Origin of the sequence: Sphingomonas sp. PSPC2-2, from assembly GCF_049897725.1 — a bacterium.
GTDB lineage: Bacteria > Pseudomonadota > Alphaproteobacteria > Sphingomonadales > Sphingomonadaceae > Sphingomonas.
The window spans coordinates 158,767-184,098 of record NZ_JAFCWU010000009.1 but is presented as its reverse complement, the minus strand read 5'-3'; the positions used below and the strand labels follow the sequence as shown (position 1 = coordinate 184,098).

38 protein-coding genes are annotated in these 25,332 nt (G+C 64.2%); 14 read left to right on the top strand and 24 right to left on the bottom strand.

What is annotated here, in order from left to right; translation table 11 throughout:
- Positions 1-20: 20 nt before the first annotated feature.
- The 24 genes from ACP7BY_RS16550 to ACP7BY_RS16435 form a co-directional block, all read right to left on the bottom strand.
- Complete coding sequence (locus ACP7BY_RS16550) at positions 21-1,514, bottom strand: phage tail sheath subtilisin-like domain-containing protein (protein WP_137902313.1); 1,494 nt, start codon at positions 1,512-1,514, stop codon at positions 21-23.
- Positions 1,515-1,517: 3 nt separating this feature from the next.
- Entirely contained in the window at positions 1,518-1,721 is a 204-nt protein-coding gene (locus ACP7BY_RS16545) for a DUF2635 domain-containing protein (protein ID WP_033965717.1), read from the bottom strand.
- 10 nt (positions 1,722-1,731) lie between these two features.
- Positions 1,732-2,277, bottom strand: coding sequence for a hypothetical protein (locus ACP7BY_RS16540; protein WP_052192405.1), 546 nt, complete (start codon positions 2,275-2,277; stop codon positions 1,732-1,734).
- A complete protein-coding gene (locus tag ACP7BY_RS16535; protein ID WP_033965718.1) occupies positions 2,274-2,630 on the bottom strand; it encodes a head-tail joining protein in 357 nt (118 codons plus the stop codon). The genes ACP7BY_RS16540 and ACP7BY_RS16535 overlap by 4 nt, the downstream gene beginning before the upstream one ends.
- 3 nt (positions 2,631-2,633) lie before the next feature.
- Positions 2,634-3,665: a major capsid protein gene (locus ACP7BY_RS16530; protein ID WP_033965719.1), complete on the bottom strand. Its 1,032-nt coding sequence runs from the start codon at positions 3,663-3,665 to the stop codon at positions 2,634-2,636.
- 127 nt (positions 3,666-3,792) lie between these two features.
- Entirely contained in the window at positions 3,793-4,467 is a 675-nt protein-coding gene (locus tag ACP7BY_RS16525; protein ID WP_137902311.1) for a head decoration protein, read from the bottom strand.
- Positions 4,468-4,524: 57 nt separating this feature from the next.
- Positions 4,525-5,253, bottom strand: coding sequence for a hypothetical protein (locus ACP7BY_RS16520; protein ID WP_052192407.1), 729 nt, complete (start codon positions 5,251-5,253; stop codon positions 4,525-4,527).
- 56 nt (positions 5,254-5,309) lie between these two features.
- Entirely contained in the window at positions 5,310-6,179 is an 870-nt protein-coding gene (locus tag ACP7BY_RS16515; RefSeq protein WP_033965721.1) for a S49 family peptidase, read from the bottom strand.
- The gene (locus ACP7BY_RS16510) at positions 6,176-6,436 is read right to left on the bottom strand and encodes a hypothetical protein (RefSeq protein ID WP_137902310.1); all 261 of its coding nucleotides are present in this window, start codon (positions 6,434-6,436) and stop codon (positions 6,176-6,178) included. Before ACP7BY_RS16510 ends, ACP7BY_RS16515 begins: the two co-directional genes overlap by 4 nt.
- Before the next feature lie 38 nt (positions 6,437-6,474).
- A complete protein-coding gene (locus ACP7BY_RS16505) occupies positions 6,475-8,166 on the bottom strand; it encodes a phage portal protein (protein WP_033965723.1) in 1,692 nt (563 codons plus the stop codon).
- A complete protein-coding gene (gene gpW, locus ACP7BY_RS16500) occupies positions 8,166-8,432 on the bottom strand; it encodes a gpW family head-tail joining protein (protein WP_033965724.1) in 267 nt (88 codons plus the stop codon). The genes ACP7BY_RS16505 and gpW overlap by 1 nt, the downstream gene beginning before the upstream one ends.
- Before the next feature lie 10 nt (positions 8,433-8,442).
- A complete protein-coding gene (locus ACP7BY_RS16495) occupies positions 8,443-10,437 on the bottom strand; it encodes a phage terminase large subunit family protein (RefSeq protein WP_197057814.1) in 1,995 nt (664 codons plus the stop codon).
- 79 nt (positions 10,438-10,516) lie between these two features.
- Complete coding sequence (locus tag ACP7BY_RS16490; RefSeq protein WP_052192408.1) at positions 10,517-11,164, bottom strand: hypothetical protein; 648 nt, start codon at positions 11,162-11,164, stop codon at positions 10,517-10,519.
- 133 nt (positions 11,165-11,297) lie between these two features.
- Entirely contained in the window at positions 11,298-11,513 is a 216-nt protein-coding gene (locus ACP7BY_RS16485) for a hypothetical protein (RefSeq protein ID WP_137902309.1), read from the bottom strand.
- A gap of 3 nt (positions 11,514-11,516) precedes the next feature.
- Complete coding sequence (locus ACP7BY_RS16480; RefSeq protein ID WP_033966425.1) at positions 11,517-12,167, bottom strand: hypothetical protein; 651 nt, start codon at positions 12,165-12,167, stop codon at positions 11,517-11,519.
- Positions 12,164-13,051, bottom strand: a complete 888-nt coding sequence (locus ACP7BY_RS16475) for a DUF3164 family protein (protein ID WP_249340784.1) — start codon at positions 13,049-13,051, stop codon at positions 12,164-12,166. The genes ACP7BY_RS16480 and ACP7BY_RS16475 overlap by 4 nt, the downstream gene beginning before the upstream one ends.
- 454 nt (positions 13,052-13,505) lie before the next feature.
- Positions 13,506-13,706 (bottom strand): hypothetical protein, encoded by a 201-nt coding sequence (locus tag ACP7BY_RS16470; RefSeq protein ID WP_033966424.1) that lies wholly within the window; start codon positions 13,704-13,706, stop codon positions 13,506-13,508.
- Positions 13,703-13,903 (bottom strand): hypothetical protein, encoded by a 201-nt coding sequence (locus tag ACP7BY_RS16465; protein ID WP_033966423.1) that lies wholly within the window; start codon positions 13,901-13,903, stop codon positions 13,703-13,705. Before ACP7BY_RS16465 ends, ACP7BY_RS16470 begins: the two co-directional genes overlap by 4 nt.
- A 140-nt stretch (positions 13,904-14,043) precedes the next feature.
- Positions 14,044-14,790, bottom strand: coding sequence for a hypothetical protein (locus tag ACP7BY_RS16460; protein ID WP_033966431.1), 747 nt, complete (start codon positions 14,788-14,790; stop codon positions 14,044-14,046).
- Positions 14,747-15,193: a hypothetical protein gene (locus ACP7BY_RS16455; protein ID WP_249340783.1), complete on the bottom strand. Its 447-nt coding sequence runs from the start codon at positions 15,191-15,193 to the stop codon at positions 14,747-14,749. The genes ACP7BY_RS16460 and ACP7BY_RS16455 overlap by 44 nt, the downstream gene beginning before the upstream one ends.
- 99 nt (positions 15,194-15,292) lie before the next feature.
- Positions 15,293-15,853 (bottom strand): hypothetical protein, encoded by a 561-nt coding sequence (locus ACP7BY_RS16450; protein WP_033966420.1) that lies wholly within the window; start codon positions 15,851-15,853, stop codon positions 15,293-15,295.
- Positions 15,850-16,314: a hypothetical protein gene (locus ACP7BY_RS16445; RefSeq protein WP_033966418.1), complete on the bottom strand. Its 465-nt coding sequence runs from the start codon at positions 16,312-16,314 to the stop codon at positions 15,850-15,852. Before ACP7BY_RS16445 ends, ACP7BY_RS16450 begins: the two co-directional genes overlap by 4 nt.
- Positions 16,311-16,772 (bottom strand): WYL domain-containing protein, encoded by a 462-nt coding sequence (locus ACP7BY_RS16440; protein WP_033966416.1) that lies wholly within the window; start codon positions 16,770-16,772, stop codon positions 16,311-16,313. Before ACP7BY_RS16440 ends, ACP7BY_RS16445 begins: the two co-directional genes overlap by 4 nt.
- Positions 16,773-17,023: 251 nt before the next feature.
- A complete protein-coding gene (locus ACP7BY_RS16435) occupies positions 17,024-17,632 on the bottom strand; it encodes a helix-turn-helix domain-containing protein (protein ID WP_137902307.1) in 609 nt (202 codons plus the stop codon).
- 84 nt (positions 17,633-17,716) lie between these two features.
- Between ACP7BY_RS16435 and ACP7BY_RS16430 the strand changes: the two genes are divergently transcribed.
- From ACP7BY_RS16430 to ACP7BY_RS16365, 14 genes are all read left to right on the top strand, one after another.
- On the top strand, positions 17,717-17,971 hold the full coding sequence (locus tag ACP7BY_RS16430) for a YdaS family helix-turn-helix protein (RefSeq protein WP_052192476.1): 255 nt from the start codon (positions 17,717-17,719) through the stop codon (positions 17,969-17,971).
- Between the two features lie 274 nt (positions 17,972-18,245).
- Positions 18,246-18,764, top strand: a complete 519-nt coding sequence (locus tag ACP7BY_RS16425; RefSeq protein ID WP_137902306.1) for a hypothetical protein — start codon at positions 18,246-18,248, stop codon at positions 18,762-18,764.
- 105 nt (positions 18,765-18,869) lie between these two features.
- Positions 18,870-19,142 carry a hypothetical protein gene (locus ACP7BY_RS16420; RefSeq protein WP_033966411.1) on the top strand — a complete coding sequence of 91 codons (273 nt, stop codon included), beginning with the start codon at positions 18,870-18,872 and terminating at the stop codon, positions 19,140-19,142.
- A complete protein-coding gene (locus ACP7BY_RS16415) occupies positions 19,139-19,534 on the top strand; it encodes a helix-turn-helix domain-containing protein (protein ID WP_033966410.1) in 396 nt (131 codons plus the stop codon). Before ACP7BY_RS16420 ends, ACP7BY_RS16415 begins: the two co-directional genes overlap by 4 nt.
- On the top strand, positions 19,531-19,728 hold the full coding sequence (locus ACP7BY_RS16410; protein WP_033966409.1) for a hypothetical protein: 198 nt from the start codon (positions 19,531-19,533) through the stop codon (positions 19,726-19,728). The genes ACP7BY_RS16415 and ACP7BY_RS16410 overlap by 4 nt, the downstream gene beginning before the upstream one ends.
- Positions 19,725-19,952, top strand: a complete 228-nt coding sequence (locus ACP7BY_RS16405; RefSeq protein WP_137902305.1) for a hypothetical protein — start codon at positions 19,725-19,727, stop codon at positions 19,950-19,952. The genes ACP7BY_RS16410 and ACP7BY_RS16405 overlap by 4 nt, the downstream gene beginning before the upstream one ends.
- 17 nt (positions 19,953-19,969) lie before the next feature.
- Positions 19,970-20,146, top strand: a complete 177-nt coding sequence (locus tag ACP7BY_RS16400; RefSeq protein WP_171010434.1) for a hypothetical protein — start codon at positions 19,970-19,972, stop codon at positions 20,144-20,146.
- Entirely contained in the window at positions 20,146-20,382 is a 237-nt protein-coding gene (locus ACP7BY_RS16395) for a DUF2312 domain-containing protein (protein WP_033966427.1), read from the top strand. The genes ACP7BY_RS16400 and ACP7BY_RS16395 overlap by 1 nt, the downstream gene beginning before the upstream one ends.
- 2 nt (positions 20,383-20,384) lie before the next feature.
- The gene (locus tag ACP7BY_RS16390; RefSeq protein WP_033966407.1) at positions 20,385-20,708 is read left to right on the top strand and encodes a hypothetical protein; all 324 of its coding nucleotides are present in this window, start codon (positions 20,385-20,387) and stop codon (positions 20,706-20,708) included.
- A complete protein-coding gene (locus ACP7BY_RS16385) occupies positions 20,708-20,977 on the top strand; it encodes a hypothetical protein (protein ID WP_033966405.1) in 270 nt (89 codons plus the stop codon). The genes ACP7BY_RS16390 and ACP7BY_RS16385 overlap by 1 nt, the downstream gene beginning before the upstream one ends.
- Positions 20,974-21,396: a hypothetical protein gene (locus tag ACP7BY_RS16380; RefSeq protein WP_033966404.1), complete on the top strand. Its 423-nt coding sequence runs from the start codon at positions 20,974-20,976 to the stop codon at positions 21,394-21,396. Before ACP7BY_RS16385 ends, ACP7BY_RS16380 begins: the two co-directional genes overlap by 4 nt.
- A 262-nt stretch (positions 21,397-21,658) precedes the next feature.
- Entirely contained in the window at positions 21,659-21,955 is a 297-nt protein-coding gene (locus ACP7BY_RS16375; protein ID WP_033966403.1) for a hypothetical protein, read from the top strand.
- Positions 21,952-23,940, top strand: a complete 1,989-nt coding sequence (locus ACP7BY_RS16370; protein ID WP_137902304.1) for a ParB/RepB/Spo0J family partition protein — start codon at positions 21,952-21,954, stop codon at positions 23,938-23,940. Before ACP7BY_RS16375 ends, ACP7BY_RS16370 begins: the two co-directional genes overlap by 4 nt.
- A complete protein-coding gene (locus tag ACP7BY_RS16365; protein WP_137902303.1) occupies positions 23,940-25,181 on the top strand; it encodes a hypothetical protein in 1,242 nt (413 codons plus the stop codon). Before ACP7BY_RS16370 ends, ACP7BY_RS16365 begins: the two co-directional genes overlap by 1 nt.
- The last annotated feature ends 151 nt before the right edge of the window (positions 25,182-25,332 follow it).

Genomic DNA, 25,332 nt, shown 5'->3' with positions numbered 1-25,332 from the left:
CTCTCCAGATTGTTAGGGGATCAGGCGTTGCGGAACTGCAGCAGCACCGCGAAGGTGCGCAGCTGGCCGATCAACACGGCTGGCAGTAGGACGTTGACGCGGTTGGGGTTGGTCGCGTCCTTCTCGACGACCAAGCCAGCGGCGAACTCGGCCGATTTCTGGACGTAACCCTGGTCTTCGAGGTCCCGATACAACGCGATGATATCGGCGCGGATCGTCGACGGCATGACGACGTTCGAATTCGGCTTCACGCGCGTGCCATCGGCCGCGAGCTTCACGCGCGAATATTTGGCGGTGACCATCGCCGACAGCGACCGCAGCACGAACACGATCAGGAACAGCGTCTCGATCTCGAGATAGCTATTGTCGGGCTGGCCAGCCGCATTGGTGACATAGGTCGTCACCATATTTTCGATGACGAGATTTCCCGATGCATCGACCGTCCAAGTCGAGCAGCCACCATAGAGCAATGTGTTGTTGCGCGTGGTCAGGCTCCAGCGCGACGCAAGGGGCGGTGCCAGCACATTCGGAACGGTCAGATATTGCAACGGCACGCCGGGATCCGCGCGCAAGCTGACCGCCGAGACAGCCGCGAAAGCCGCCGCCCATTTCCATGTCGGCGTCGGGGAATCGTTGAACGGAATGCACGTGATTTGCTGGTTGTTGAGCGTGGTGGCGAACGCTGCGTTGGCACCAGCCGTGCCACGCTTCGCGATGAAACAATGACCGTAGACCTGGCTCGACCAGGACCACCGGCCGGTCGCGTCGTTCAGCAGCGCGGCGATCGCCGCCAGCGAGACGGTGTCGGTCAACGAGCAGACGATGAAATCGAACGATGTGTCGAGCAGGTTCGACAACGCGGTCGTCAGCACGGGGTTGGATGCACCGTTCGCCATGGGGGTCACCGAGGCGGCTAGCCCAGCCGGCATCGCTTCCTGACTGGCGGGGCCCTTAAATGCGAAGCGGATGTCGATATCATTTCCGCATTCGCCGCCGTTGCGGGCGGTCAGGTTGACCTTGCTGGCGACGGTTACATCGACGACTGCGGTCACCGGGAGGCCGGACGTCGCATTGATCGCTGCCGCGACCGTGGTTGCCACTTGCGCCGCAGTTTGCCCGCTTGCGATGATCGGGGAAACGGTGCGACCCGCGATGTAAAGCGGCAGAGTGCCGATCGCCGTCGTCGGGCCGGTGAACGTGATGGCCCCGGTCGCCTGAACTGCGGCGACATCGTCGATCAGCGGGAGGACCCACATCTCACCGCTCGGATCGCCATCGCGATAAGCGTCGATCATGCCCGCCAGAATGGACCCTGGTCCTGCAGCGGTGCGGCCGTCGGACTGCGATGAGCAAATCGCGGGCACATTGGCGGTGAAGGTGCCGCTGGGCAGTTTTTGGCCGATCAACAGGGCGCGCTGCGTCTGCGCCGAAGTGTTGGCCTTGGAATTGTCGAGCTCGGCGTAGAAGAGCGGGACGCGCAGGTTCGACGGGATATTTTTGAACGGGATCGGCATGGTTCAAGCCTCCTGGTCGGGTGCGGTGCGCGGGGATGCGCCCTTCGGCGCAGGCGGGGCCTCGACCGGGGCAGCGGCAACATCGCCGTCCGCCAACAGGCGCGCCCAGACCAGGTCCGTGGGATCGATGTCGATCCCATCGGAGTCGACCGGACGACGCGTCGCGGGGTCCCGGACCAGACGGCCCGGCACGGAGACAATTTTCATAGGAATTTCCTCAGCGCGTAAGATCGGCGGTGAAGCCGGTTGGCGGGAATGCGGGCCAGCGGCCGTCAATTTCATTGAGATCGTCGCTCTCGGTCGGCGCGAAGTCTTCCGGCCCTTGGTAAAACTCCAGCGCGAGGTCGCACTGAATACCCGCCAGATGCGTCTCGCCATCGGAGTTGTACGAGAGCTGGCTGTCAATCGAAGCGATCTGCGAGATCTTGGTCGTGAGCAGATAGCTACCCACGATCGCTACCTCCGCCTCACGCTGCATACGCCACAGTTCGGCTTCGGCCTCCGCTGCGCCAGCGTCACCCACCGCCGCAATCGCCGAGACTTCTCCGATCAAGCGGATCGTCGTGGTGACAGTGAAGGCGGGGCCGCCGCCACGGCCGAGCGATTGCTTGGTCTCCCGTACGACCCGCGCGCGCCAGTTGGGATACTGGTCGTTCTGCGTCGGACGGTCGCCTGGTCGGTATACTCGGCTCCCGGCGACGGTCGCGCCATCGACCCGGAGGGCCGCAACAACGAGATCAAGCAGTTCAGCCGACGTAGTCACGGAATTGGGCCCATCAGGATGAGCTTGGCGTGCCCATGTCCGTCCGGGCGCACATCCTTGACGATGAAGGTCCCTGGCACCGACGGGACGAAAACCCTGTCGTCCTGCAGAGGCTCACGTCGCAGGAATAGGGAAGTTCTCACGCCAAGGCACGGCTTGCGCGTTGTGACCTCGGATCCTTCGCCATCAATGGTGATGTCGGCATAGGCGCGATCAAACACCGCATCGGGAAGTTGAAAGGGTGCGAGGCCGAGCGGCGTGTAGGTCGGCCACGAAGCACGATCGACTGGGACGCCTTCTCCAAAGATCCCCATTACGGGCCCGAGGATCATGGCGTCCCAGTCGATCGCCATCGATCAGGCACCCTGGCGTCCGGTCCGCAGCACCTCGGGACGCTTGCAGATGAACAGCGGATATTCGTACGCTTCCATCCGCCACCAGGCATTGCGGTCGCGATCGAAGATCGGAACGACGTAGCGTTCCTTGCCCGGGGTGTTGATCCAGTCGAAGGATTCGCCCGGTGCCATCGCCTTTTCGAAGATACCCAAGGCATTCTTGGGGAAGAATTTCACCTTATCGTTGGGGATCTTGATCGAGCTGTTATCGTCCGACCCACGATAATTGACCCAATCAACGCCGGCGAAGTTGAAATGCTTGAAGGCTCCGCCGACGCGCAGCTCGGATGCATCACTCCAGTTCTTGAACGTCTTTTCGACGTCCACATGGGTGATGAATTTATCGTAGAAGGAATCGCCACACAGTCCGACGACGCTGGTCTGGGTGGTGAAGCAACCCTGAGCGGACCGGGCCATGTCGCGCGTCATCGCGTTGATGATCGGGCGCAACGACGATTCGATGTTCGCATCGAGGTTGAAGCCGACTTCCGCCGGCGCGACGAACTCGAATTCGTCGAACCAATTGTACCAGACGCTGCCATCTGCATCGAGCAACACGCCCTGCACGGCAGCCAGACGCTGATATTCTTCGGTATAGTCGAGATGCGTCAGAATGCCGGTCGGTCCACCGAGGCGGCGCGCGACCTCGGTCTGGACCTGCATCAACACTGTCTCTTCGCCGAACTCGCGGATATTCTGCAGCTCATGGCTGTGAATGGTGTCGCCCTTGAAGATCCGCGGCACGTCGAAATAGCGCATCTTGCGCCGCTCGGTCGTGCGCTCGGAATTTGTCGGTTCGCCGCGCTGACTCATCGGCACGATGCTGAGCACGCCATTGCGTTCCTCGACGGCGAGCGCCGTCGTGCGGATCGGGTTCGGCGTGAACAGATCCATGTCGTTCAGGGTCTGCGGCAGATGGGGAATACGCTCGACCTGGCTGGTCATCGCGACTTCCGAAAAGGCGTCGTTGCGGAAAATGTTGATCATGGACATGGCGGAAAGGCTCCATCGATGGGGGCTGCGCCGGGGATGGGCCGCAACCGGGTCCGCCCCGGGCAGCGCGAAGCCACCCAGGGACAGGCATTTTTCGGAAGGGATGACGCGGCTCGGCCGCGCCGGATCAGATGCTGAGGATGCCCTGCTTGGTCAGCTGGGCGAGCGCTGCGGTACGCTGCGAAAGGGTGGTGACATTTGCGCCCCAGGTCAGTTCAGCTGCCTGGACCTTCATCGGGCCCCGCACGTTCGCGACGGCGCGCCGATCCGCCGAGGTTGCGTCGCGGTAGCCGCTCCAAAGCACCGCGCCGGCATATTGCAGCCCGGTGACCGAGGTCGGATCATAGGGGAAATATTTGGTCGCCCCGGTGACCGAAATGGTGAGGCTGTCACCGCTGACGAAATCCGTCGTGCCATCGGCAAGGGTGAAGCCAAGGCCGCCGCCGCTGAACGCGGATGCCACGTTGCCGTGGCCGATTTCGACGCCGGTCGGATCCTCGACGATGAAGGTACCGGCATTTGCATTGGGTTCGACGAAGAACAGCTTGTAATCGCCGACCTTGGCCGCGCCGGACACGGTGATCGCGCCGATCGCGCCGTTGCCGACGTTGGTGCCGAGCGCCGTCGCGGCAGCCGCGCCGCCGGTCAGCTGCGCCGCGAGCACGAGACCGGCGAGGCAAAGCCCAGCGCCAGAGCCGAGTACGATAGATTCACGGGTGAGCATGCCGTCGCTGGGATCCCAGACGACGAAGCCGCCTTCGCGGCGCATTTCGGTAAGCGGGGTGATCGTGGGAGTGCCCATGGGGGGCTCCTTTCGGAATAAGGGGGGATGTTGGGGGCCGGGTGGCGGTACGTCGGATCAGCGGGGGATGGACTTGATACCGGCACGCTGGAACGCGGCGTCCCAGCTGTGGCTGACTGCCTTCGGCCCGGTCGGGCCATGGCTATCGCTGCCGAGCTGGACGTTGCGGCTGGAGCGGTCCTGGCGCGCATGGCGATTGCCGCCGGCATCGTCGCGATCGTCGCGCTGGCGGCCACCCTGGCCTTTGAGGACCGTGATGGCCTCGAGGCGGGTCATCCGCGTCTCGCAGGCGAGCGACACGGCCAACGGGAGATTGTTTGCTGCCGCAGCGTGACCGAGAATGGCCCCGATGCGCGCCTGCTCGCGGCGCCGGGCGGAAGCCTTGGCGCTGCGCCCGTTCATCTCTTCCTTGTCGTCGTCCTCATCGGAATCGTCGTCTTCGTCCGATGCGCGCGAGCGCTTGCCCTTGGGTTCGTCCTTATCGCCATCGTCGTCGCCATCGTCCGCACGGGAGCGTTTGCCCTTGGGCTCGTCCCCATCGTCGTCCTCGTCCGACGCGCGCGAGCGCTTTCCCTTCGGTTCGTCATCCTGCTGCTCGTCATCGGACGCACGCGAGCGCTTGCCCTTGGGCTCGTCCTGATCGTCGGCGTCATCCGCAGCGCGCGATCGCTTGCCCTTCGGCTCATCGTCCTGTTGATCGTCCTCGGCAGCGCCGCGGACTTTGCGGGAGAGACCGGTCAAATGCGCGAATCGGCTCGCGCCGGCCGACAGACGGCTGGTGTTCATGATATCACTCCTGTTGGCGCTAAGCCTGGCAGCCGGGCCCGGGCGGCCCGGCCGGGTTAATTCAGCTGCTTCAGCAGCGCCCGGAATGCTTCGTCGGGCGCGGCGACCGCGTCGGCGAAACCGATGTCGACCCCTTTGCCGCCGAGAAACGTCCCGGCCTGGGTGCGGGTCACATCCTTGATCGCGAGGCCACGGTTGCGGGCGACCGTCGCGTCAAACAATTGGCCGACTGCGTCGATATCGGCCTGCATGTGCTCGAGCGCATCTTCGCTCAGGTCGAACATCTCATTGCCTTCGCCCTTGAAGGCACCCTTGGTGACCAGTGTCGGCGTGATGCCGCTCTTCGCCAGCCAGCCGGCAATGCTCAAATGCAGGTAGATCACACCCACCGAGCCCGTGCCGCCGGTGCGCGGAACCCACACGCGACCTGGATCGACCGCCGATGCGATCGCATAGGCTGCAGAATATGCGCTCTCACCGAGGATGGCGGCGATCGGCTTGCTACCCCGCGCGCGGTAGATGGTGTCGACGAGATCGAAGCAGCCGGCGACCTCGCCACCCGGGCTATCGAGATCGAACGCGATGGCATCGACATTGGGATCGGCGAGCGCGCGCATGAACTGCAGGCGCATGCGATCATATCCGGACATGCCGAACAGGTCGCCATAGGACCACAGCCAGCCGAGCCGCTGGATCAGGACGCCGCGGATCGGGATGATCGCGACGCCGCAAACGATATCGTAAGGGCGCGCGCGATCCTCGGTTTCGAGATCTTCGCTAATCCCAAAGGCCGAGCCTGGAACACTTGCTTCGATGCGATCGCTAGCCCGCACGAGCAGGTCGACGGCAATCGTCGACGCCGCAGGCAGGAGCGCAGCGCAGTTGTTGAAAAGGCGCGTGACCAGGTGACGCGGAAGGGCCGTCACTTGCTCTTTCCCCGGCCAATAACAGCCTTGGGGGCAGGTTCCATGCCGATCAGGTCGATTGCTTCCGCCGGCATCATGGCCGAACCGTCAGCGGTGTGATCAATCACACCGACGATGGTTGTGAAATGGGCCTCGATGCTCGCCTCGATCTCCGCTGGCGACTCCGCGACGCGCAAGCTCTCACCGCCGATCAGGCGAACGCGCGCTCCGTCTTCTGCGTGATCGAGATAGGCGATCGCCGAGGTCGACAGCCGCAAAGTGCGCCCATCGCCACTATGCGTGACATCGATAAACATCAGGCTTGCTCCGGTGATTGCGGTGCCGAGATCTGGGTCGCGGTGTATTCGTTGCCGAACCATTGCGGCCGCGGTAGACCGAGCTTGACCATGCGATGGTATTCGATGGCGCGCTGCTCGAGGTTCTCTTCCCAATCCATGCCCTGCTTCGCGCATTCCTCTTCCATGGTGGAGAGGCCGGCATCGAGGCCGAGCACGACGCCCTGACGCTCGGCGACGGGGTCAACCCAACCACGCGCGGAACCGAGCCAACGCCCACGCGCATAGGCGGTGCGCATTTCGAGATAGGATGGTGCGTTTCGCGGCAGCGGGAGCTCACCGCGCTCGAACGGCTCCTCGAGCCAGGTGGCGAGTACCGGGGTGGCGGTGTTCTGGTCGAACTCGTCGCAGCGACGATTGTAGGTCTTCTCCGCCTTGACGATACCGGCGCGCGCCGACGACCAGCTCGAGTCCGAATAATCGTTGTGCACTTCCTCGCCGGACACGCCAATCGCGACCGAGACGCCGCGCAGCATTTCGTGCGCGAAGGGCTTGATATCGGTCTGGCCGCCGCCCGGCGCGACCGACTTGATATCCTCGCCGGGCGCGAGGGTCGCGAAGCGCGCGCCGGTGACGCTGACGTCGCGATCCGAATGGAAGTCGGAGCGCATGTCCTGGTACCAGCCGAACGCCTTCTCGTCCTGATCCTCGTCATCGAGCGCCTGGCGCACCATTTCGAAATCATAAGGCGAGGTGACGAACAGCCCGAACGCGGCCGCGACGGTTTCGGCCTGCAGCTTTACCCCGTAGAGGCGCGACAGCATCTTGAGCGAGCCGATGACCGGCGCGAAAACCGACACGCCGCGGTTCTGCGAGACGCGGTCGGCATCGTAATCGTGATAGACGCGACGCCAGCCGTCCGGGTCCTCGCGTTCGACGCGATCCCACTGCATGCTCTCCACCGAATTGTACCAGTCGAACTGGTGGGCACGGCGGATATGATAGGCGATCGCCACCTGATCATCGTCGATCTCGACACCGCCGCGGATATAGCGCGTGTCGGGCCCCATATTGGGGTTCGACAACCGATCGGGATCGATCCCTTCGAAGCAGGTAGCGTAGGTCGCGGTACCGCGGCCGATCCGGTCCGGTCGCCACTGTGCGACGATCAACGACTCGCCGTCGACCAGTTTGTGACCGAGCGCGAGGCGAAACTGCTGCGAGATCGTGAGCCGACGATTGACGTCGTTATAGTGGCCGAGATCCTCGGAATAGGTGCGCCATTTCGCCTCGAGCACCTGGCGATACTCGTTGGCCCAAACCGCGTCGAACCCCTTCGCGTGGAGCCGGAGCGCGCGATAATCGGGCTTAGAAACGAAGCGATATTGCGCGCCGATCGTCGAATCGAGGATGCCGCTGATCGCGCCGTTGGCCCATGGATCATTGCGGCGCAGATCACGCGCCTTCGCGGCCATCCGGTCGCGATAGAGGTTGATCTCGGTATCCGGCGAGCGGACTTGCGGAAACCAGTCGCCTTGATCCTGCGACTGAAAATTGACCGCGTCGTAAGGGAAGAAATTGCCCGCGCCACCGCCACCGAGCGACCCGCGCATCCGGCTGCTGCCGCGCTGGGCATCCTCGCGGATCCGCGCGATCGTCGCGGATGGGATAGGCTGGCCACGGTTGTCGACCAGAGCGGGTGGCGACGCCATCAGAAGCGGACGCCAATCGCACGACGTGGCGACGGGATGATACCCAGTTGCGCTTGAATCTGCCGGATTGCCATCGCCAGTTGGCCGATCGTCGCAACCGTATATTTCACGCTCTTCGCGCCGTCGCCCTGAGCATAGGATGCGCTCTCGACCTTGCGGCCGGAGCTCAGGTCCAGATAGTCCTGCTGCATCAAACTCAGCTGCTGGCGGAGGACAGAGGTATCCATGCCCGCCAGAATGCTGAGGCTGGGATCGAAACGAGCCATATAGATCCCTTCAGGCAAGGCGACGGCCGCCGCCGGTGCGGCGCGCGGTCATTTTTGCAGGCGGCAAGGCGGGCGTCGGCGCAGTGCCGGTTTCCGGTGTTGCCGGTGCAGGCTGTGGTGGGGCCGGAGCTGGCTGTTCGGGCTCGAACGTCATGACGGCGCCGACCCTTTCCGCTTCGCGGTTGAGCTTGAGGCCGCGGTGCATCAGGCCATGGAGCGCGGCATAGGCATAGACGCGACAGTCGCTTGCCTCGTTGGCGCGACCACCGGGCAATTCCCAGACGCGATATTTCTGGCCGCCGAGCTCTCTGACGACAATGACCTCGGCAGTCAGCTGGGCGAAGTAGCCAACGTCACGGTCGACGTTGAAGTGCATATATCCGGGCCCCGGCCCAGTACGTCCGAGATAGGACCGGATCACATCCTTTGCGGCATTGACGCCCAGGATCACCGGTCGAAATGACTTCTTCGAGCGCGAACTCGGCCGCTTGGTCGGCCAGATCGGGTTGCGCTGACCAGTTCGCGCACTCTCGCCTCTGATCGCCCAGATATAGCGCGAGAGATTGGCCTTGGAGAAGGTATAGACTGCGTTCGTGTGATGGCCGCCGGAATCATGACATGCGGCGCTGATTTTGAATGGGCGGCCGTCGGCGCGGTGCCATATCCGTCTCAGATAGGCATCGAGCTGCGCCTGCACCTTGGGATCGTCGAATTCGCCCTCAATCACCTCATATGCGATCGACCAACTCTCTTCGTCGCGGCCCCAGCCAACGATTTCGATCTCGATCCGGTAATCCTGCGTATCGATGCCGGCGGTGAGAATGGCGACGCCATCTGGGATCTCGGCTTCCCAAACCTCACGCCGGGCGAGGAGCGAATCCGGATCGAGGATCTTGCCGGTATTTTTGCGGTAGGTGCGCGCGAGCTGGGTATTGTAGAAAGTGAGCTTGCCGTCCTCATCGGTTGCGGCAAGCCATTTCGCCGCCAGTTCGGGCGGCGCATCATTGGCCCAAGGGCTGTATTCCTTCCCCGCCTGGAAACCGGCATGTTTGTTCGGTACGGCCCATGTGCCGCAGCAGCTGCACTTCGCCCGGTAGACGGCCCAGCGATTGCTGGCCCACCAATCCCAGACCTTGTCGACCGCGCGCGGATCGATCTCGGCTTTCCACTCTGCCGCATATCGCTCGAGCGGATCCTGCCGGATGCCGCAGCATTCGAACGTGCGCGTTTGGTGCCACCGGATCGTCTCCAGGGCGCGGAGGCGTTGCCCCTCCGACCAGGCAGTGCCGCACGCCTCGCAATAGATCCGCGCCGTATCGGGGCGATGAGTCTTGCCGTCCGACCCATGCTCCCAATCGATATGGTTGAAGAACTCCGGAAATTGACGGTGATGACATTCCGGGCAAGCGACCGACGCACGCCGCTGGTCCGATTCCGCAAGCCGAGCCTCGATCTTGCTCTCACCGGTGATGGTGGGAGAACAGACCGCGACATCAAGCGAATTCGATTCGAACGTTGCGAGCCGTTCGGCACCGATCAGGAGGGGATTGCCCTCCTTCAGCGGCAAATATTTGTCGACCTCATCGAACAGGATGATCCTGATCGGACGGCGTGCCAGATTGTCCGGGCTGCCAGCGCCGACGATCCCAAGAAACCCGCCGGGGAACGCTTTATAGTCGATCGTGTCGCCGGCATCGCGCGTCTTCGACGTCCCGATCAGCCCGCGGAGGACCGGCGTCGCTTTGATGAAGGGCGCCAGGCGCTCCTTAGAGAACTGGAGCGCCGCCGTATCCTTGGGCTGCACGATCAGCATCGGACAGGGATCGAGATGGGCGTGATAGCCCATGATGTTCTCGATCAACGTCGACTTGAGCAGCTGCGTCGCGACCTGCGCGGTGATCTTGCGAACGCCCGGCTCGGTAACGGCGAGCATGGGGCCGCGGGCGATCTCGACGCGGGCGGTGCGGTATTTGCCGGAGGTGCTGCCGGCCTCCTTTGCCAGCACACGATATCGGTCAGCCCATTCCGGAAGGCTGATACGGGGTGGAGGGGTCCAGCCGCGGCGCGCTGCGCGCCGCAGCAGGTCAGTCTTCGTCGGCGGCGATGAAATCGAGGTCGGGCTCGCCGAGCTCGTCGAGCTGCTGGTGGACATAGGGCTTCAGCGCCTCCGCCAGCTTCGCTCCGTCGATGTCGAGATCGGCAGCGAGCAGCGGAGCAAAGCGGCCAGGCCAGGCCATCCAGGCATCACGAGCCGCGCGGCGATCGTCGAAGATCACCATCTGCGCATGCTCGATCTCGATGAGCTTTCCGGCCTCCTTCTTGGCGACCAGCAGATGTTTCAGCGCGAGCGCATTTTCCTTGATCGCTGCCGCTTCGACCTTCGATCGGAACTTGCCCTCGAGCAGCTGCTCGATGAAGCCGCCGGCAATCTCCTCGTCGATGTCGCCATCGGCTGCGGCATCCTCGAAGTCAGCGACAACCTCGTCGAGGATGGCGGCAACCTCAGGCGCAACCGTTGCGCGGTTGCGGGTCTTGGTTGCGGGGGCCGGTTGCGCCCTACCCGCTTCGATCTTGAAGCGGCCCAAGCCTGCATCGCGCATCCGCTGGTCAGAGGCATCGACGTCGATTAGTTCGCCGGAAAACTGCAGAACTCCGGCCTTTTTCCACTTTGCCGCGGCCTGACGGGTCGCGCCGTGCGTCTTAGCAAATGCGGTGAGAGATAAGAGCGGCATCGATCCCCTCCCCCGCAACCGGTTGCCCCCCGCAACCAACTTTTCGAACCGTCAGCTGGGCAAGCATCGCGGTGCGCAATTACCCTCGATGCAGAAGGGGCCCGGAAGGACCCAAAAAGCCCCCGGGGGGGCGTCAGGGACAGGCGGCGGCTGCGCGGCGGGCGGCGCGCGCCCGGCCACGCTGACGGCGGGCGGCGCGACGGCTGAGACGGCGCGCTTCCCAGAGACCGGTCGTCGGATCGACCAAGATCGAGGTCCATCCCGAAATTCGGAGTGGGCCCAACGAACTCCAGCCGATCACCTCAACTTCGAAGCGATCGGTCGCGATGTCTATGCCGCACACGATCATATGTCACCTCGTGGTTGCGAAGGCGCGCTTTAGCGCAGCGTCGAACTCGCGCGCGGCATTGGCCTTCAGGTAGGCCGTTGCCCGGCCGAAGAAGTCGAAGCGCTTGCGGACTGGCGTCGTGTCTTCGAACTGGATCAGCAGTTTCAATCCGGTTCGGGCTTTGCCGCCTTTGTTGCCGACGCGCCGTGCTGCGGATGTCGGCCGCTGCCAGACACCGTTGACGACCTTGCCATTCCGCGTCGTCACCTTACCGATGAAAACGCCGGGCTTTCCCTTGAGCGAGGCCAGCTTCCCTTTGGCCAGATTGCCATATTGGTTCAGCGTGATCTCGCGCGGCGCTAGCATCCCACGCTTCGTTCCGAGCGATCGATTGCCGCCTACAACATAAGGCTCGAGATATTCGGCCTGGATGTCCTTCGCCGCGACCCGCGCGATCGGGCGCGATTTCGTGGCGACCTCGATTCGAAACGCATTCTGCGTGAACGGCGTTGGGGTGTCGAAGGTGTCCGACACCTCGTCCTTTTCTTGCGCGACGACGCCCTTTGCGAGGGCGTTCAGCGCGAGCGACGTCGCGAACGGCACCTGTTTCGCGCTGAGCCCGATGAACGCACGCTGGAGCGGCTTCAGGTTGGCGCGGATGTCGATCGAAGTCACGCGGCGGCGAGATCGATCGTGACGGCCGACCACGCCGCATCCGGCGCCGGTCGCTGATAGAAACGAACATACGTGCGCGAGCCGATCACGCGGATGGAATCACGGATCGCGTCCATCGCGCGCACCCAGCGCTCATCCGCAATCTCGACGCGCAACAGCATGAATAGCTCGGCGCGGTTGATCTTGCCTTCCTTATCGACCTGGAACACTCGGTTGACGAGTGCCTGCAGTTCGACCGCGCTGCCGACCGCCCAATCCGTGAGACAGGCGTCGATCAGGCCTTTTGCCGCCTGCAATTCCGGGCCGAATTCGAGCAGATCTGCGACCTGAACCTGTACCTTCATGCAGCCGTCGAACGACATCAGCGTGATGTTGCCCTTTTTGCCGCCAACGGTGCCGCCGTAATTTTGCGCGATCAGAGCCTGCAGCGCACCGACGCGCTCGAACGTTTCGCTCTTGAACGCGGCGATCGTCGCCGACAGCGCTCGCGCCTGGTCAAGGATCCCGCGCACCGTCTCGTCCATCAGCAGATCTGCGGCCTTCACCGAAGCTAGCGGCACAAGACTGCCTTTTGCGTCGCGGATGTAAGGTGTGCCAGCAACGTCGATCATCGCAGGGTGGGCAGCTTCGACCATCGATCCAGCTCCATCCTGCTCGTAAAAACCATCCAGCAGCGCATCGGCCACAAGCTGCGGAAGATCGTTTAGGTGCTCGGCATTGCGCTGATTGCCGCTGAGCATGTCCCGAACGGCTAGTCGGTCAAGAGCCCCCGCGAAAACGACCACTTCGAAGGCCGCTGCTCGACGAAGCTGCTTTCTCAACGAGCCCTGACTGTCGGTGAGGGTGACAATGCCAGCGCGGCGCAATTCCGCTGCGGCGATCACACAGCTCAAACCGTCGCCTATGACTGCGGCCTCGCCCTCACGAAATGCTCTGCTCTCAGGAAAGGGCATCCCAGAGGTATAGGCCAGCCCAGCACACCCGGAAACCCTGCAGTGAATAAGTGCCGGGCTTGTTGCTCGAGCCGAACCCGCCCGGCCTGGGCTAGTCGCGACCCGTGTGCCTATCGTGCGGCGAGACTTGACCTCGAGCGGTGCGCACTGCACCTCGGTCGCCTCAACCCTCCGCGTGATCGGCACCTGCCTTGAAATCGTCGTGGCGAAGGCGGAGACCCCCTCCGCCCCGGTCAAGATATCTGGCGGAAAACCGTGGCTGCACGGCCGCGAACCGATGGCGATGCCCCGGCGGTGCCCGCAGGCAGTGTGCCTTGCACAGTCGCGGTCGGCGAGACTTCCTGCCGGGTTCGGCTCCCGACCAGGAGAGATGCCAGCTGGCGATTCACGCGAAGCCGCGCGCTGTGTTAGGCGTCAGCAGCCCATCGATGACGCTGTTCACGCTGACATCGATATTCACTCGCGCTGCGGCGACGCTCGCGGTCGTGAGCTCGCGTTCGATCGCCACCAGGCTCGCCTTCGAAATCACCGCTTCCTCGCCGGGCATGGTCGCGATGAAATCACGCAGGATCGCGAGCGTGGTCATCGGCGGTCTCCACGAAAGGGGGCGACAATCGCGCGGGCAAGCTGCTGTGCTCGCTCTTCGAGATCCTCGAAGGCCGTCTGGCCCGGGCGCCCCAGCCGCGCGTCATGCACCAGCCGATCCCAATCGGGCGTCAACCGCTCGAGCTGATCTGCGATGGACCCGCCAGGGGAAGAGCGGGACAGGCGCGGCTGGGGCATGGGGAAGCGCTCCAGATATGGAAAAGCCCACCGGCCTGGGGAAGGCGGTGGGCTTCAGGCGCAATTGTCGCGGGGTCGAAATAGTCCGTTACGTGGCCATTTTGGCAGGGGCGTTTTTGTGTACCCCCAAAAAATAACGATCAGCCGAGAATGCCGGCATGCGCGGCGATCAGCGTCGCAGCATCCACTTCCTTGGACACCGCCCCAAAGATGCGCGGCCACAGATCTAGCGCGTCGATCAGCAGCTGCTTCGCGCGGCGGTTGTGCATCCCATAACGCTGCGCGACCACCGTGTAGCCCACCGTCTCCCCGACGATCATGTCCAGCACCGCGGCGATCGGCCCCCTCACCTCGCGTCGCCAGCGCGAATAGGCCATTTCGCGCCGCACCGCGCCCAGCGCTTCGTAAAAGATCCCATCGCCGTTCCGGGTTTGGTCGACGCGCGTCTCGACGCTGGAGGTCTTGACGGTGACATCGGCACCCATCCGCTCGGCGACCGTGGCGATCTCGACGGCCGAGGCGAGCTGCTCGGCATCGATCGATCCCGATAGGTACAGCCGCGCCAACGCCCCGTCTTGGCGACGCGCATGGTGTTCGTGGGTTTCCGGGGTGCCATGCGCCTTGTGGTCCCAGCGCTCGTGCATTTCCGCTCGGGATTTCCGCAATGCCCGCTCTGCTACCGCACGATCGGGATGTTTCTCCGCCCAGCGGCGCCGGTTGAGCGCGATGTCGTCGGCAATGCTTTTCTCGAGCTGGCTGGGCTTGCGCTTCTTCGGGGCCTTGGTGGACCAGCCCACCCCCCTCACCTCGGGTTTTGGCGATGCCGCTGCAGCTGCAGCGCGTTCAGCGAGTGCCTGTTTGCGGTGGCGCGCGATGATCGCGCGCATCACCTTCGCCTCGGCTGGATTGCTGTCCGACATTTCGCTGACCCCCGTCGTCTGTCACGGGTATCTGCTCAAGTTCGGGCACGCGCGGCAGTGGCGGAAATGTGCTGGCCGTTGACCGCTGGAACACCTGACCATCGGGGTTCACCGTCCACCCGGCGGCGCGCAGCGCGAGGATCGCATCGCCTTCGCTGACTTGCTGCTCGAGCCCCGGAAACGACATCCGCCGCCGATCACCCGACTCGCGCAGGATCTCCCCTTCGGCGGTCAGCGTGCGCACCATGTCTCGCGCACGAGAGCGGTTGATGCCGACCGCATTGCCGATCTCGCCATAGCTGGGCGATCGGCCCCAGCGTAGGAAATATGCCTTGGCGAAATCCAGCACCTGCAGCTTCGTGCTCACCATGCTCGGCGATCGGCGATATTGCGCCACCATAGATTTGCTTACGCCCGCGCTCCCGAGGTGGAACATAGCGGGAATTGATCACGCGGACCATAGCGGGCGTCAATTTGGCGCAGTTGCCGCCGCGTTTGTTTCCAAATCGTCGAGTATCGCCGCGTTGTGGTCGATCCTGTCGGCGATCGCGTCTGCATTTTGCATGATGGCCGCACGGGTGGAATGGTCACCATTCGTGGCGAACACATAGACGATCGTAAAGAAGATGATGAGGCCCAGCGCCCCGAGCCCAACGCCGATAGCGGGGTCGATACTGCCTTGGTCACCGGGCGGGTTAGGCGCAGGCGGCAAATCCAAAGAGTTCTCGACTGAGCGAGCTTCGGTGACGACGTCCGGCGTCGCGAGCGTCTGGATCGCCTCCGGCCGGGCCACCTTCTCGATGATCACGCCCGCCGATCCGACGATTATGCCGATCACCGCGATTGCGCAGCCCCCAATAAACACCAACAACTGTGTCTGGAGCTTCCCGAGATTATAAACCTCAGACGCGTGTGAAACGCCGAACAGTTCGGTTGCGGGAACCTCTGTCGGGACCGATGTCGATAGGAATAGCGAGCCGATTGCGACCAACGCGCCGATCGCGGCGAGGATGAAACCAAACGCTTTCATCGCGTCAGTTCCGGGGTGATCTTCGGCGCGACCCGAAAATTCGCGATAATTCGAACACGGCCAATCGAGGCAACGCACCAAATTCCCGTCGTCTTGCCATCTTGCTCGAAAAGGCGGCAATGACCGGCTGTTGCCGCCGTAGGGTTTCCGGGGGAGAGGTAGACGCGGCGCACCGACATTTCTCCGTTGTCGCCGATCGGGCCTGCGAAGCCGACCGGAGCGCCGGAGCCCTTTTTCGCGAATTGCACCAATACGCTGTCCTGACCGGAGGGCAACAAGACCACAGTATCGCATTCCAGGCGGCGATCTTCAGGGCCGGGCTTCCCCAACCGTGGTGGATAAGAGCATTTTCCATCCAGCACCTCTAAGCCGTCGTCTGCCACCTGCGCAGCGCATAGCGGCGCGGGTGAGGCCAGCACGAGGCTCGTCATGCAGAGGATCGTCGCGATCGTGAACCTCATAGCCATCGCCCCCAATGCATATGAGTCGCGACCAAAAGGAGGTGCAGGATGCGAAAGCGGCCGATCAAATACCCGGCCAATAGCATGGCTACCATCAGCCACAGGCGCGATGGTGATCGAACACGGGCGGCAGCAGTGGTCTCCTCTGCGGGTTCAGCTTCATCGATCAGGGATAACGGCCCGACCTCGAGACCACGCGCCCACTCCAGAAGATCCAAAACCTCGCCGGTTTCTGCGTCACTGAGTTCCCGGATGCGATCGATGCGGAATGTGCGTTTCGCGTTGGCGGTGAGACAACGGGCCTCAAGATAGAGCACGTCCAATCGTCCGCCTGCGAAAGATCCAGCGATTAAGAACGGTACGATTGTACGCCTGCTCGCCTCCCCGTTCGCATCAACATAATCGATGATGACCTTGCGTTGGTTCAGAACCGGAGCCGATGCATCTCCCAGCCTCATCGATCGCTTTGAAGGATCACCACCTGCCCCCTTATTCGCGCTTCTAATTCAAGGAATTATTTCCGACAATTTGCGTGGCGCTCGTCAACGCCGACCTAACCTTCTACCGGCAACCATGTCGCTCGACCTGAAAGCCGTCGAAGTAGCCTCGACGGCCAGGCCGGGAGCAAGACCAATGACTGGAACCGTGTTTCGGGCATCGCCCGCGTGCGAACTGCGCTGTCCGCGCTGCGATGTGCAGTGCGCCGTCATCACCGCGGTGCGCGACCGGCGCTGGCGAGAGTTGCAGGCGATGCTGCTGGAGCCGCCGGCGTCTCATCGTCCGACGCGTGCAGCGGACCTTGCACTTGCGCGATCGCGGTGGGCCACAGCTCTGCAAGCTCACGAGCGAGCTCGGGCACGGGAGCCGTCAGATCAACAGCCCGCAGCAACCCCTCGATCATTTGCCCCAGCGCGTTCTCGCTGACGGGCGGACCGCGATAGCTGGTGGCGCGCGCGTGCAGGGTCGCTGGGCCGTCTCGCCCGGTGGGCACGCGCCGCGTGAGGCTGCGCGCGATCTGCGCGATCGCGCGGCGGTCTGCCGGGTCCATGTCCGCGACATCATCCAGTATCTCGCGCGTTTCGAAGTCGAGCGCGGGTTCTTGAGCTGCATCGCACTCCGGGTCGTCGATCTCGCCCGATAAATAGGCCGGCGTCGTTTTGAGTGCTCGAGCAATCTCGTGCAGCTTAGTCGTGGAGCGCTGCTCGCCTTTGACGAGTCCGTTGATGGTGCTTTGCGCGAGCTTCACACGACGCGCGAGCGCCGACTGCGACATCTGCACAGCTACCAAACGCTCTTCGATTCTGGCCCCGACAATCACGGCTCGAACCTAACGGAAAACCAATAGCGCAAGCATAAGCACTTTCCGATTGACCACCTATCGGAATACCGATAGTCAAACGCCATGGGTATCGAATCGACGATAGACACACCGCTCGCAGCTGCGGTCCGCGCCGTCGGAACGCAGACGGCATACGCCCGGTTGGTGAACCGTTCCCAGTCGTCGATCTACGAGCGTCTGCGCGATCTCAAGCCAGTGCACGCCGAGGACGTCCTCCTGGTCGAGCGCGAAACCGGCATCCCGAAAGAGGTGCTTCGTCCCGACATCTACCCCGACGACTCGGCTACCACCCGCGCCAGCCTGGAGCCCGCGCGGTGACTCGGGCAGTGCCATCCCTTTCCCTCTGCCGCCATTCGGGCGGCGAGCGTCGGCGGCGGGTGCGCTCCCGCCTGCCGTCGACGTCCCCCTTTTCCAGTTTCGGCCGCCGACGGGTCGGCCGGATCGCGTGCGCCCGGAACCTTTGCCCTGGGGTTCTGGTGTTTCGACTTGGCGCACGTGCCCCCAACCCGTCCTGTTCGCGTACCGGCACCGTCATCGGGTCCCTCTCCCCCATGACGGTGCCACCTCCTCTTTTTATAGGCGCTCGGCCGATATGGCTGCTGCAATCGGCCGCGCGGTTTTGCGCAGGCGCGGTGGTCGTATGACGATGGTACGGAATCCGCTCACCGTCGAAGACGGCCTGGGTAAGATGATCGTCGCGCTGGGCATGCCCGGCGCGATCAAGGCTACCGGACGGAAAGCATCCTACCTTCGCGCGCTGTCCAATCCGAACCGGCGCGAACAATTGACGGTCGTCGATATGGTGAAGCTCGAGCGAGCTCACGCGCGTGCTGGCCTTCCCGGCGCACCAATTTTTGAGATCGTCGCTTCCATCCTGCACCTGGCGAAGCCCGAACGCCTCAGTGAGGCCTACGCGATCAGCCGGTGCGCCATCGAAATTGCTCGCGAAGACTGCGAATCCCAAGTCGCGCTGATGGAGGCGGGCCTACCCGGTGCTGACGATCGCGCTCTGAAGAAAGCGCTGAAGGAAACCGTCGAATCGATCCAGGCGAAAAACCGCGCCGTCGCGGTGATCCAGTCGCTGATCGCGCACGAGCAGCAACCGCCATGATCCGCCCGGCCCGCCCCCGGGCTTGACCGAACCTGCATCGCCGAACCGTAGCCCCCTCGCCGCATCCGCTGGCGGGGTGGGAAAACTGCTGCCTGGACAATCCGCATGAGCAACCGCGCCGCCATCGTAAAGATCATGACCGAGCTCGACGCGATCCAGTTGGCGCTGCGGCCGGTCGAGCGGTCGGTCGCATCCTATACCGCTATGGGCAGGGTGCGGCGCGCGCGGCTCAACATCTCGCTTGCCAAGCTCGAACTGGCGCACGCGTTGCAATATCCGGTCGATCCGGTGATCGAAATCACCCTGGTCGAGCCCGCCCCGACAGACCGCACCGGCACCGCAGTGACCAACGTCATGACCGATGGTCTGTCGTCATGACCGGCACGATCACTCCCGGCGCATATCTCAAGCGCTGTCGCCAGCGCGCCGGTCTGAGCATCGCCGATGTCGCCGCGCGCGTCGCGACCGAACCGCAGACGTCCGAACATCAGCGTGGCAAATGGCTCGAGCTGATCGAAGCCGATGCCGCGCCCGCGAGCTTTCGCACCGTCGTCGCCCTGCGCCTCGCCTATCGCTTCGATCTGACCGTGCTCGCCCAGCTCGAGGCGATCGCCCAGGGTGCCGACATACTCGCGCCCTTCCTGTGTCGCATCTGCGCCTGCAGCAAAAACGATCGGTGCATGGATCCCAAGGGCGACGAATGCTGCTGGGTCGAGCCCGATCTGTGCTCGGCCTGCGCCACTCCGCCTGCGGCGAGCGTCGTCGAATGAGCGCCGACGGTCACCGCCGCCCCCGGCGCGCGCGCCTGGCGCGCCGCGCGATCGATCTCGCGATCGCCGCCGCCGGTTTCGGCGTCAGCGTGCTGCTGCTCAGCAAACCTTCCTTGGCGAAGGCGGCCTTGTGGCTCGCTTTGGTCGCGCTCGCGACCGCCTTCGCGATGATCCAGCGGGAGATGTCACGATGAAACTTGACCTTGCCGTCCGGCCCCGGCCGGAAATCACGCACCGCATGGATTGCGGATGCCCCAGTTGCCGCCCACCCAGCCCCAGCGATCCGCGTCGCGCGCTGCTACACCGCTTGCTGCACCGCGGCCCCGGCCTGTTCGCGCTCGGCATGGTGGCTGGGCTGCTGGCCGTCGCCGTCACCGGCAATCTGGGAGCGGCGCTGCGTGCGCTGTTCGGCTTGTGAGCGAGGCGACCATGGGTGTGACCGGCAACGCCCACGAACTGCTCGGCTGGATCGGCGGCCTCCTCAGCTTCGATCCGGAGCCGACCTATCGAGTGATCTCGGTCGATGCCGCAGCTGGCACCCAGACCATCGAACATTGCCAGACGAAGAACACATACGCCGTGACCGTCACCCAGCTGACAGGAGTCGAATGATGTCCGACGTCATTGCCGCGGACCAGCTCCGCTTGCTCATCGAACGGATCGAGCGCCTCGAGGAAGAGAAAAAGGGCATCGCTGACGACATCAAGGATGTCTACGGCGAGGCCAAATCGACCGGCTTCGACGTCAAGACGATGCGGGTGATCATCCGCCTGCGCAAGATGGAGAAACACCATCGCGACGAGGCCGAGGCGATGATCGAAACCTACAAATCCGTGTTGGGGCTGTAGCGATGGCCAAGCCCACGCTCCAGGAAATCGCCGCCATGCCCTACCCGGCGTCGCTGCAGGCATGCCGTCGCTATTACGATCGCCATTGGGCATTGTTCGATGATCGTGGCGAGCGCGAGATCGTCGTCACGATCGATTTTGAAGTCACCAGTGAGGATCAGCGTTCCTATGCGATCCTAGCATCGTCGGTTGAACAGGCGGAGTCCGAAGCGCGCGAGCTCTTGCACACAGAGGTGCACGGGATTTCGGACGTGCTGGAAGTCCGACTGACAGATCCGCATCACGATCGGTCCCATCCCGCCTTTTCGTTCGATCGGGTGCACTGATGGACGCGATCGATCTAAAACGGCAAAAGCTGATCGCAGCGACCGACTATGTCGGCAAGCTGACTCGGGCGGGCGTTCCCGCCGCAACGATCATCGACGGCCTCGTCGCCAACCACGGTGCCGCATACCGTACGCGCTATGACGGTAGCCGGCTGTCCTGCGCCGGCGTCGTGTCCACCTGCACCTTCAGCCCCGACAAGGGATTGCTCGAGAACTGGACCAAGACCGCGACCCTTCGGCTGATGGCCTCGGCGATGGTGTCGGCATGACCCCTTTCGCGAAATTGCTGGCCGAACTCGGCGTCCGCTTGCCCTTGCGCCTGTGCGACGAGGAAACCGGATCGGTACTCGACGCCGACGACATGGAAGTCTTCGTCGTCGATGCCAATCGTGACCTGAGCGATGAATCCGCGTCGGCGATCGCCGCACTGCTCGTTGAGGCGGTCAACGCGCGCACTACCGCCACGCACGATCTAGCGTCGACGCAGCTCGTAATGGCTTTGAAGCCCTTCGCCGCAGTCGCCGACGAATGGGATCGCTGGCAGGCAATGGGGAGCACGTCCGCTCCGCGCATGATCCAGTTGCGCTACGGTCGCACGTCAATCTTCCTCCTGGAATATCAAGCTGCCAGGACCGCAGTCTTAGCGGCTTCCATGGAAGTCAGGTACCGCCCGAATGATGCCGCATGACGTGCGACCGCGTCTCGCTCCCAGGCGGCGGGTCGGCGATCATCTGCTCGTCGCGCACCCGCCAGCGCTGCGCCTGCGGTCGCCCCGCCACCCTGCTGTGCGACTGGAAGGTCCCGACCAGGAAGAGCGGAACATGCGATGCGCCGGTCTGCGCCCGCTGCGCGTATCAGCCGGCGCCGGGAAAGGATCTTTGCCCGGAACATCGCGGCGCGTTCGAACACTGGCGCGCTGCCCGCGCGGCCGCGACCAGCGAGGTGTGCGCATGATCAGCTTTGGCGATCGGGGCTTCTGCACCGCCCGCTGCGGCACGCTCGATTGCGTGCAGAATTTCACGCCTGAGCGCGAAGCCGAGGCGCGCGCCTGGTGGGGTAACCGGCCCGGTCATCCGCCTGTGGATTTCCTCGATCTCGCCGCGCGCTGCACGCGCTGGCGCCCCGCGCCGCGCCCGCTGCGCATGTTTCCGATCTCTGGAGGCGAGGTGACCAACCTCGCCCCCGCCCCTGGCCGTCCAGCGGTGGCACCCGCTCGCTCGGTCCTAACCGAAGGAGCGTGCCCATGACCAGCACCCCGACCGAGTTTCCCGCGACGATCGCGTCCGCGCGGCCCCCGCAACTGCCGCCCGCGATCCTGCGCAAGGCGGTGACCTTCGATCAGCTCGAGATCAGCCGCTTCAACGTCCGCACCAATCGCACAGCGCAAATGACGATCGAGGCGCTCGGCCGCTCGATCCTCGCGCTCGGCCTGGTCAACGCGCTGAAGGTCCATCCGCTGAAGGGCGGCAAGGAACGCTATGGCGTGCATGCCGGCGGTCGCCGCTGCCGCGCGATCGGCGCGCTGATCAAAGCGGGCGCGCTCCCGGCCGACTGGCCGATCGACGTCGTCGTGCGCGACCAGCTGACCGAGGCGCAATTGCTCGAGGAAAGCCAGGCCGAGAACATGATGCGGCTCGATCTCGAAATGTATGAGATCGCCGAGGGCGTGGTGCGCTCGCATGTGGCGGGCGATTCGCTCGAGACGATCGCCGAGCGGCTCGGCCAGGAGCCGCGTTTCACCTATCGCGCCTATCGGCTGGGGATGCTCGCCCCGCCGATTTTCGATGCACTGAAGGCAGGCACGATTTCGCAGGCGCAGGCCGAAGCCTATGGCGCGACCGAGCAACAGACACTGCAGCTTGCCGCATTCAACGCGCTGCGCCTCCTGTCCCCGATCGAGCAAACGCCCGATCGCATCCGCGCCTGGCTCAAGATCGGCGATGCCGAGGCGGCGCGGCTGCTCCGCTTTGTCGGGCAGCAAACCTATCTCGATGCCGGTGGCGCGCTGGAACTCGACCTTTTCGACGATCCTGCCGACGCCGCACCGGCGCGCGCGCTGATCTGCCATCCCGATTTGCTGCGCCAGCTTGCCGATGCCGCGCTGGCCGGTGTGCGCGACGAGATCCGCCGCCGCGCCGCGCGGCCCGATCTGCGCTTCGTTCCACAACCGCCGCAGGCGAGCTTTGGCGGACCAGATCATTTCCTCAATATTCCGGAACTCGCGGTGGTGCTGGGCGAGGAAACCGAAATCACCCTGCCCGAGGGCGATGTCGTCGGTTACATCCAGATCGCCGCGAGTGGTGACCCCAAAATCAGTTTCTGGTGGGAAAGCACGAAGGCGAAGTACAGCACGCGCAAACCCGTCGACACCGCCGCGCCAGCCGCCAAGCCGCGCGCGATCGGCGCGGCCGTCAGCCAGGTCGCGGGCTTCGATGCGCGCCGCGCGGCCGATGCCGCGATCAAGCAAGAGGACGGCCTGACGCAAGACGGCGTCGATGTTTTCCGCGCGCTGCGTCGATCGATCCTGCGCGCCGCCCTGGTCGGCAATGCGCGCGACGGCGGCACCGTGGGCCGCGATTTCCTGGTCTGGTCGCAATTGCGCCAGATGATCACCCCGAACACGCCGGGCAACGCGATCGGCGTGTCCCGCCTAGCCCCGGCCTCGCCCGGGCCTGACAGCGCGCGCAGCCTGATCCAGGCCATGCCGGGCAGCCGGCTGTGGATGGACGCCATGCGCGACATGCACTTGTGCCCGGCCTTCAGCCGCGACGATCTCGTCGCCGCGTTCCAATCCTATCGCGAACAGGACAAGGATTTCAAAACCCTCGCCGCGACGATCGTCGCGGGCCTCGCGATCGAACGGTCGCTCAATTACGGCGATTATAGCGTGCCGCTCCACGACGCGCTGGCCGACATGGTCGGCCTCGGCACCGATAAGGGCCTGCGCGATTTCTGGCAGCCGACCGTGGAGCTGCTCAATCTGCTCGACAAGGGACCGTGCCTCGCCATCGCCGAGCCGATGGTCGAGCGCGTGACCTTCGGCACCTGGGCGCGGATGAAGGGTAGCGAGATCTCGCGCCAGGTGCTGCAGGTCGTCACCGGACAACATCCCGCGACCCGCGCATCGATGGCGCAGGCTGCGGCGAACTGGGTGCATCCGTTGTTGCGCTTCCGCGGCAACGTGCCGGCCGAGGCGGCCGATGCCGACGACATGCTTCAGGCGGCTGAGTGATGCCCCGCGCGAAATCCCCCGCATGGACGAGCGAAGAGCGCGCGGTCCTGATCGAGCTCTATCCGGCGCTGGGCCTCAATGGCGTTGCCGATGCCCTGCCGGATCGGTCATGGCAGGCGATCTACGTCATGGCCAACAAGCTCGGCCTGCGCACCGTCTGCACCGCAAAAGCGCCCGAGCCCAAGCTGCAGGGCCAACGCCTGGAGGAAGCCATTCGGCTCCGCGAAGTCGAAGGCTGGTCCTTCGCCCGGATAGGCGCGCATATGGGGGTGGCCGAAGCTTCCGCCTGCAACGCGGTCCTGATCGCGCTGTGCCCGCGCAAGGGATTCCGGCCTGCAGAGCGCGATGCAACGGGTAGGCTCACGCCGGAGGGACTTGAGCGTCTGCGCTATGCGCTGCGCAAGGGCATGAAGGGCTTGGATATCCAACTTCGCCTTGGCGTCAGCGCCAGCTGCGTCGCCGAGCAGCGCCGCCGCTATCAGGCCGATCTGAAAGCGCGCGACAAAGCCCCCCTTCCTCCGCCGGGCGCGGGTGCAGCCTATTCGGGGGTGAAGGTGGCTGTCGCAAAAAAGCGGGAGGTCGAAGGCCTATTGCTCGAGGGCTTTGGCGCCAAGCGGGTAACCGCACAGACGGGCGTCAGCAACACCACCGTCGGCCGTATCCGCAATCGCCTGGTCAAGCGCCTGGCGCGCAAGGGCGAGTGCCTTCCCGGATGTGACCTCGCTGGTCGGCGTATCGGTGCCGCCAAGGCATCCACCAACTATATCCCGCCGGAATCGATCACCGCTTTGCGCGAACGGCTCCTTGCACGGGAGCCGGTAGCCCGGGCCGCGCGGGCGCTGGGGATTGGCGGTTGTTCCGCCTATCGCATCCGGAATCAGTTGGCCGCTGAGTTGGCGGCGCAGGGAGAAACACTTCCAGCCCCCAACCGTCTCGGGCGCAGCGCGGAAGCGCGCCGCCTGGCGCGCGAGGCCTCATGGCTTCCCGCTGGCATGTTGCGCCGGTTCCGGCAGCTGGCTGCAGAAATCGGACCAGACGCCGCCAAAGCACAGATCGTCGCGGAAATCGCAGCGGATAAGGCCGCCGCGATCGCCGCCCGGCAAGCCGAAGCTGCTCGCCCCAAGTCTTTCGAGGAGCAACTCGAACGGGTGCGCAATGGTGCCAAGATCATCACCATAACCCCATTACGACGTCCGGGGCCCATGATGACGCTCGGCGGCGTCGCGACGGGTGCCCTGTGATGCTCCCGGTTCATCGCACTGAGCGCCCGAGCGGACCCGAGCTGATCGCGGAAATCGAGGCTGCGGCTAGGCACCGTTGCGTCACAGCGCGCGCGCTCATCGCGCCGCTCTATCCTGACAACCCCTCCGCTGCCTTGAACACGATCAGAAA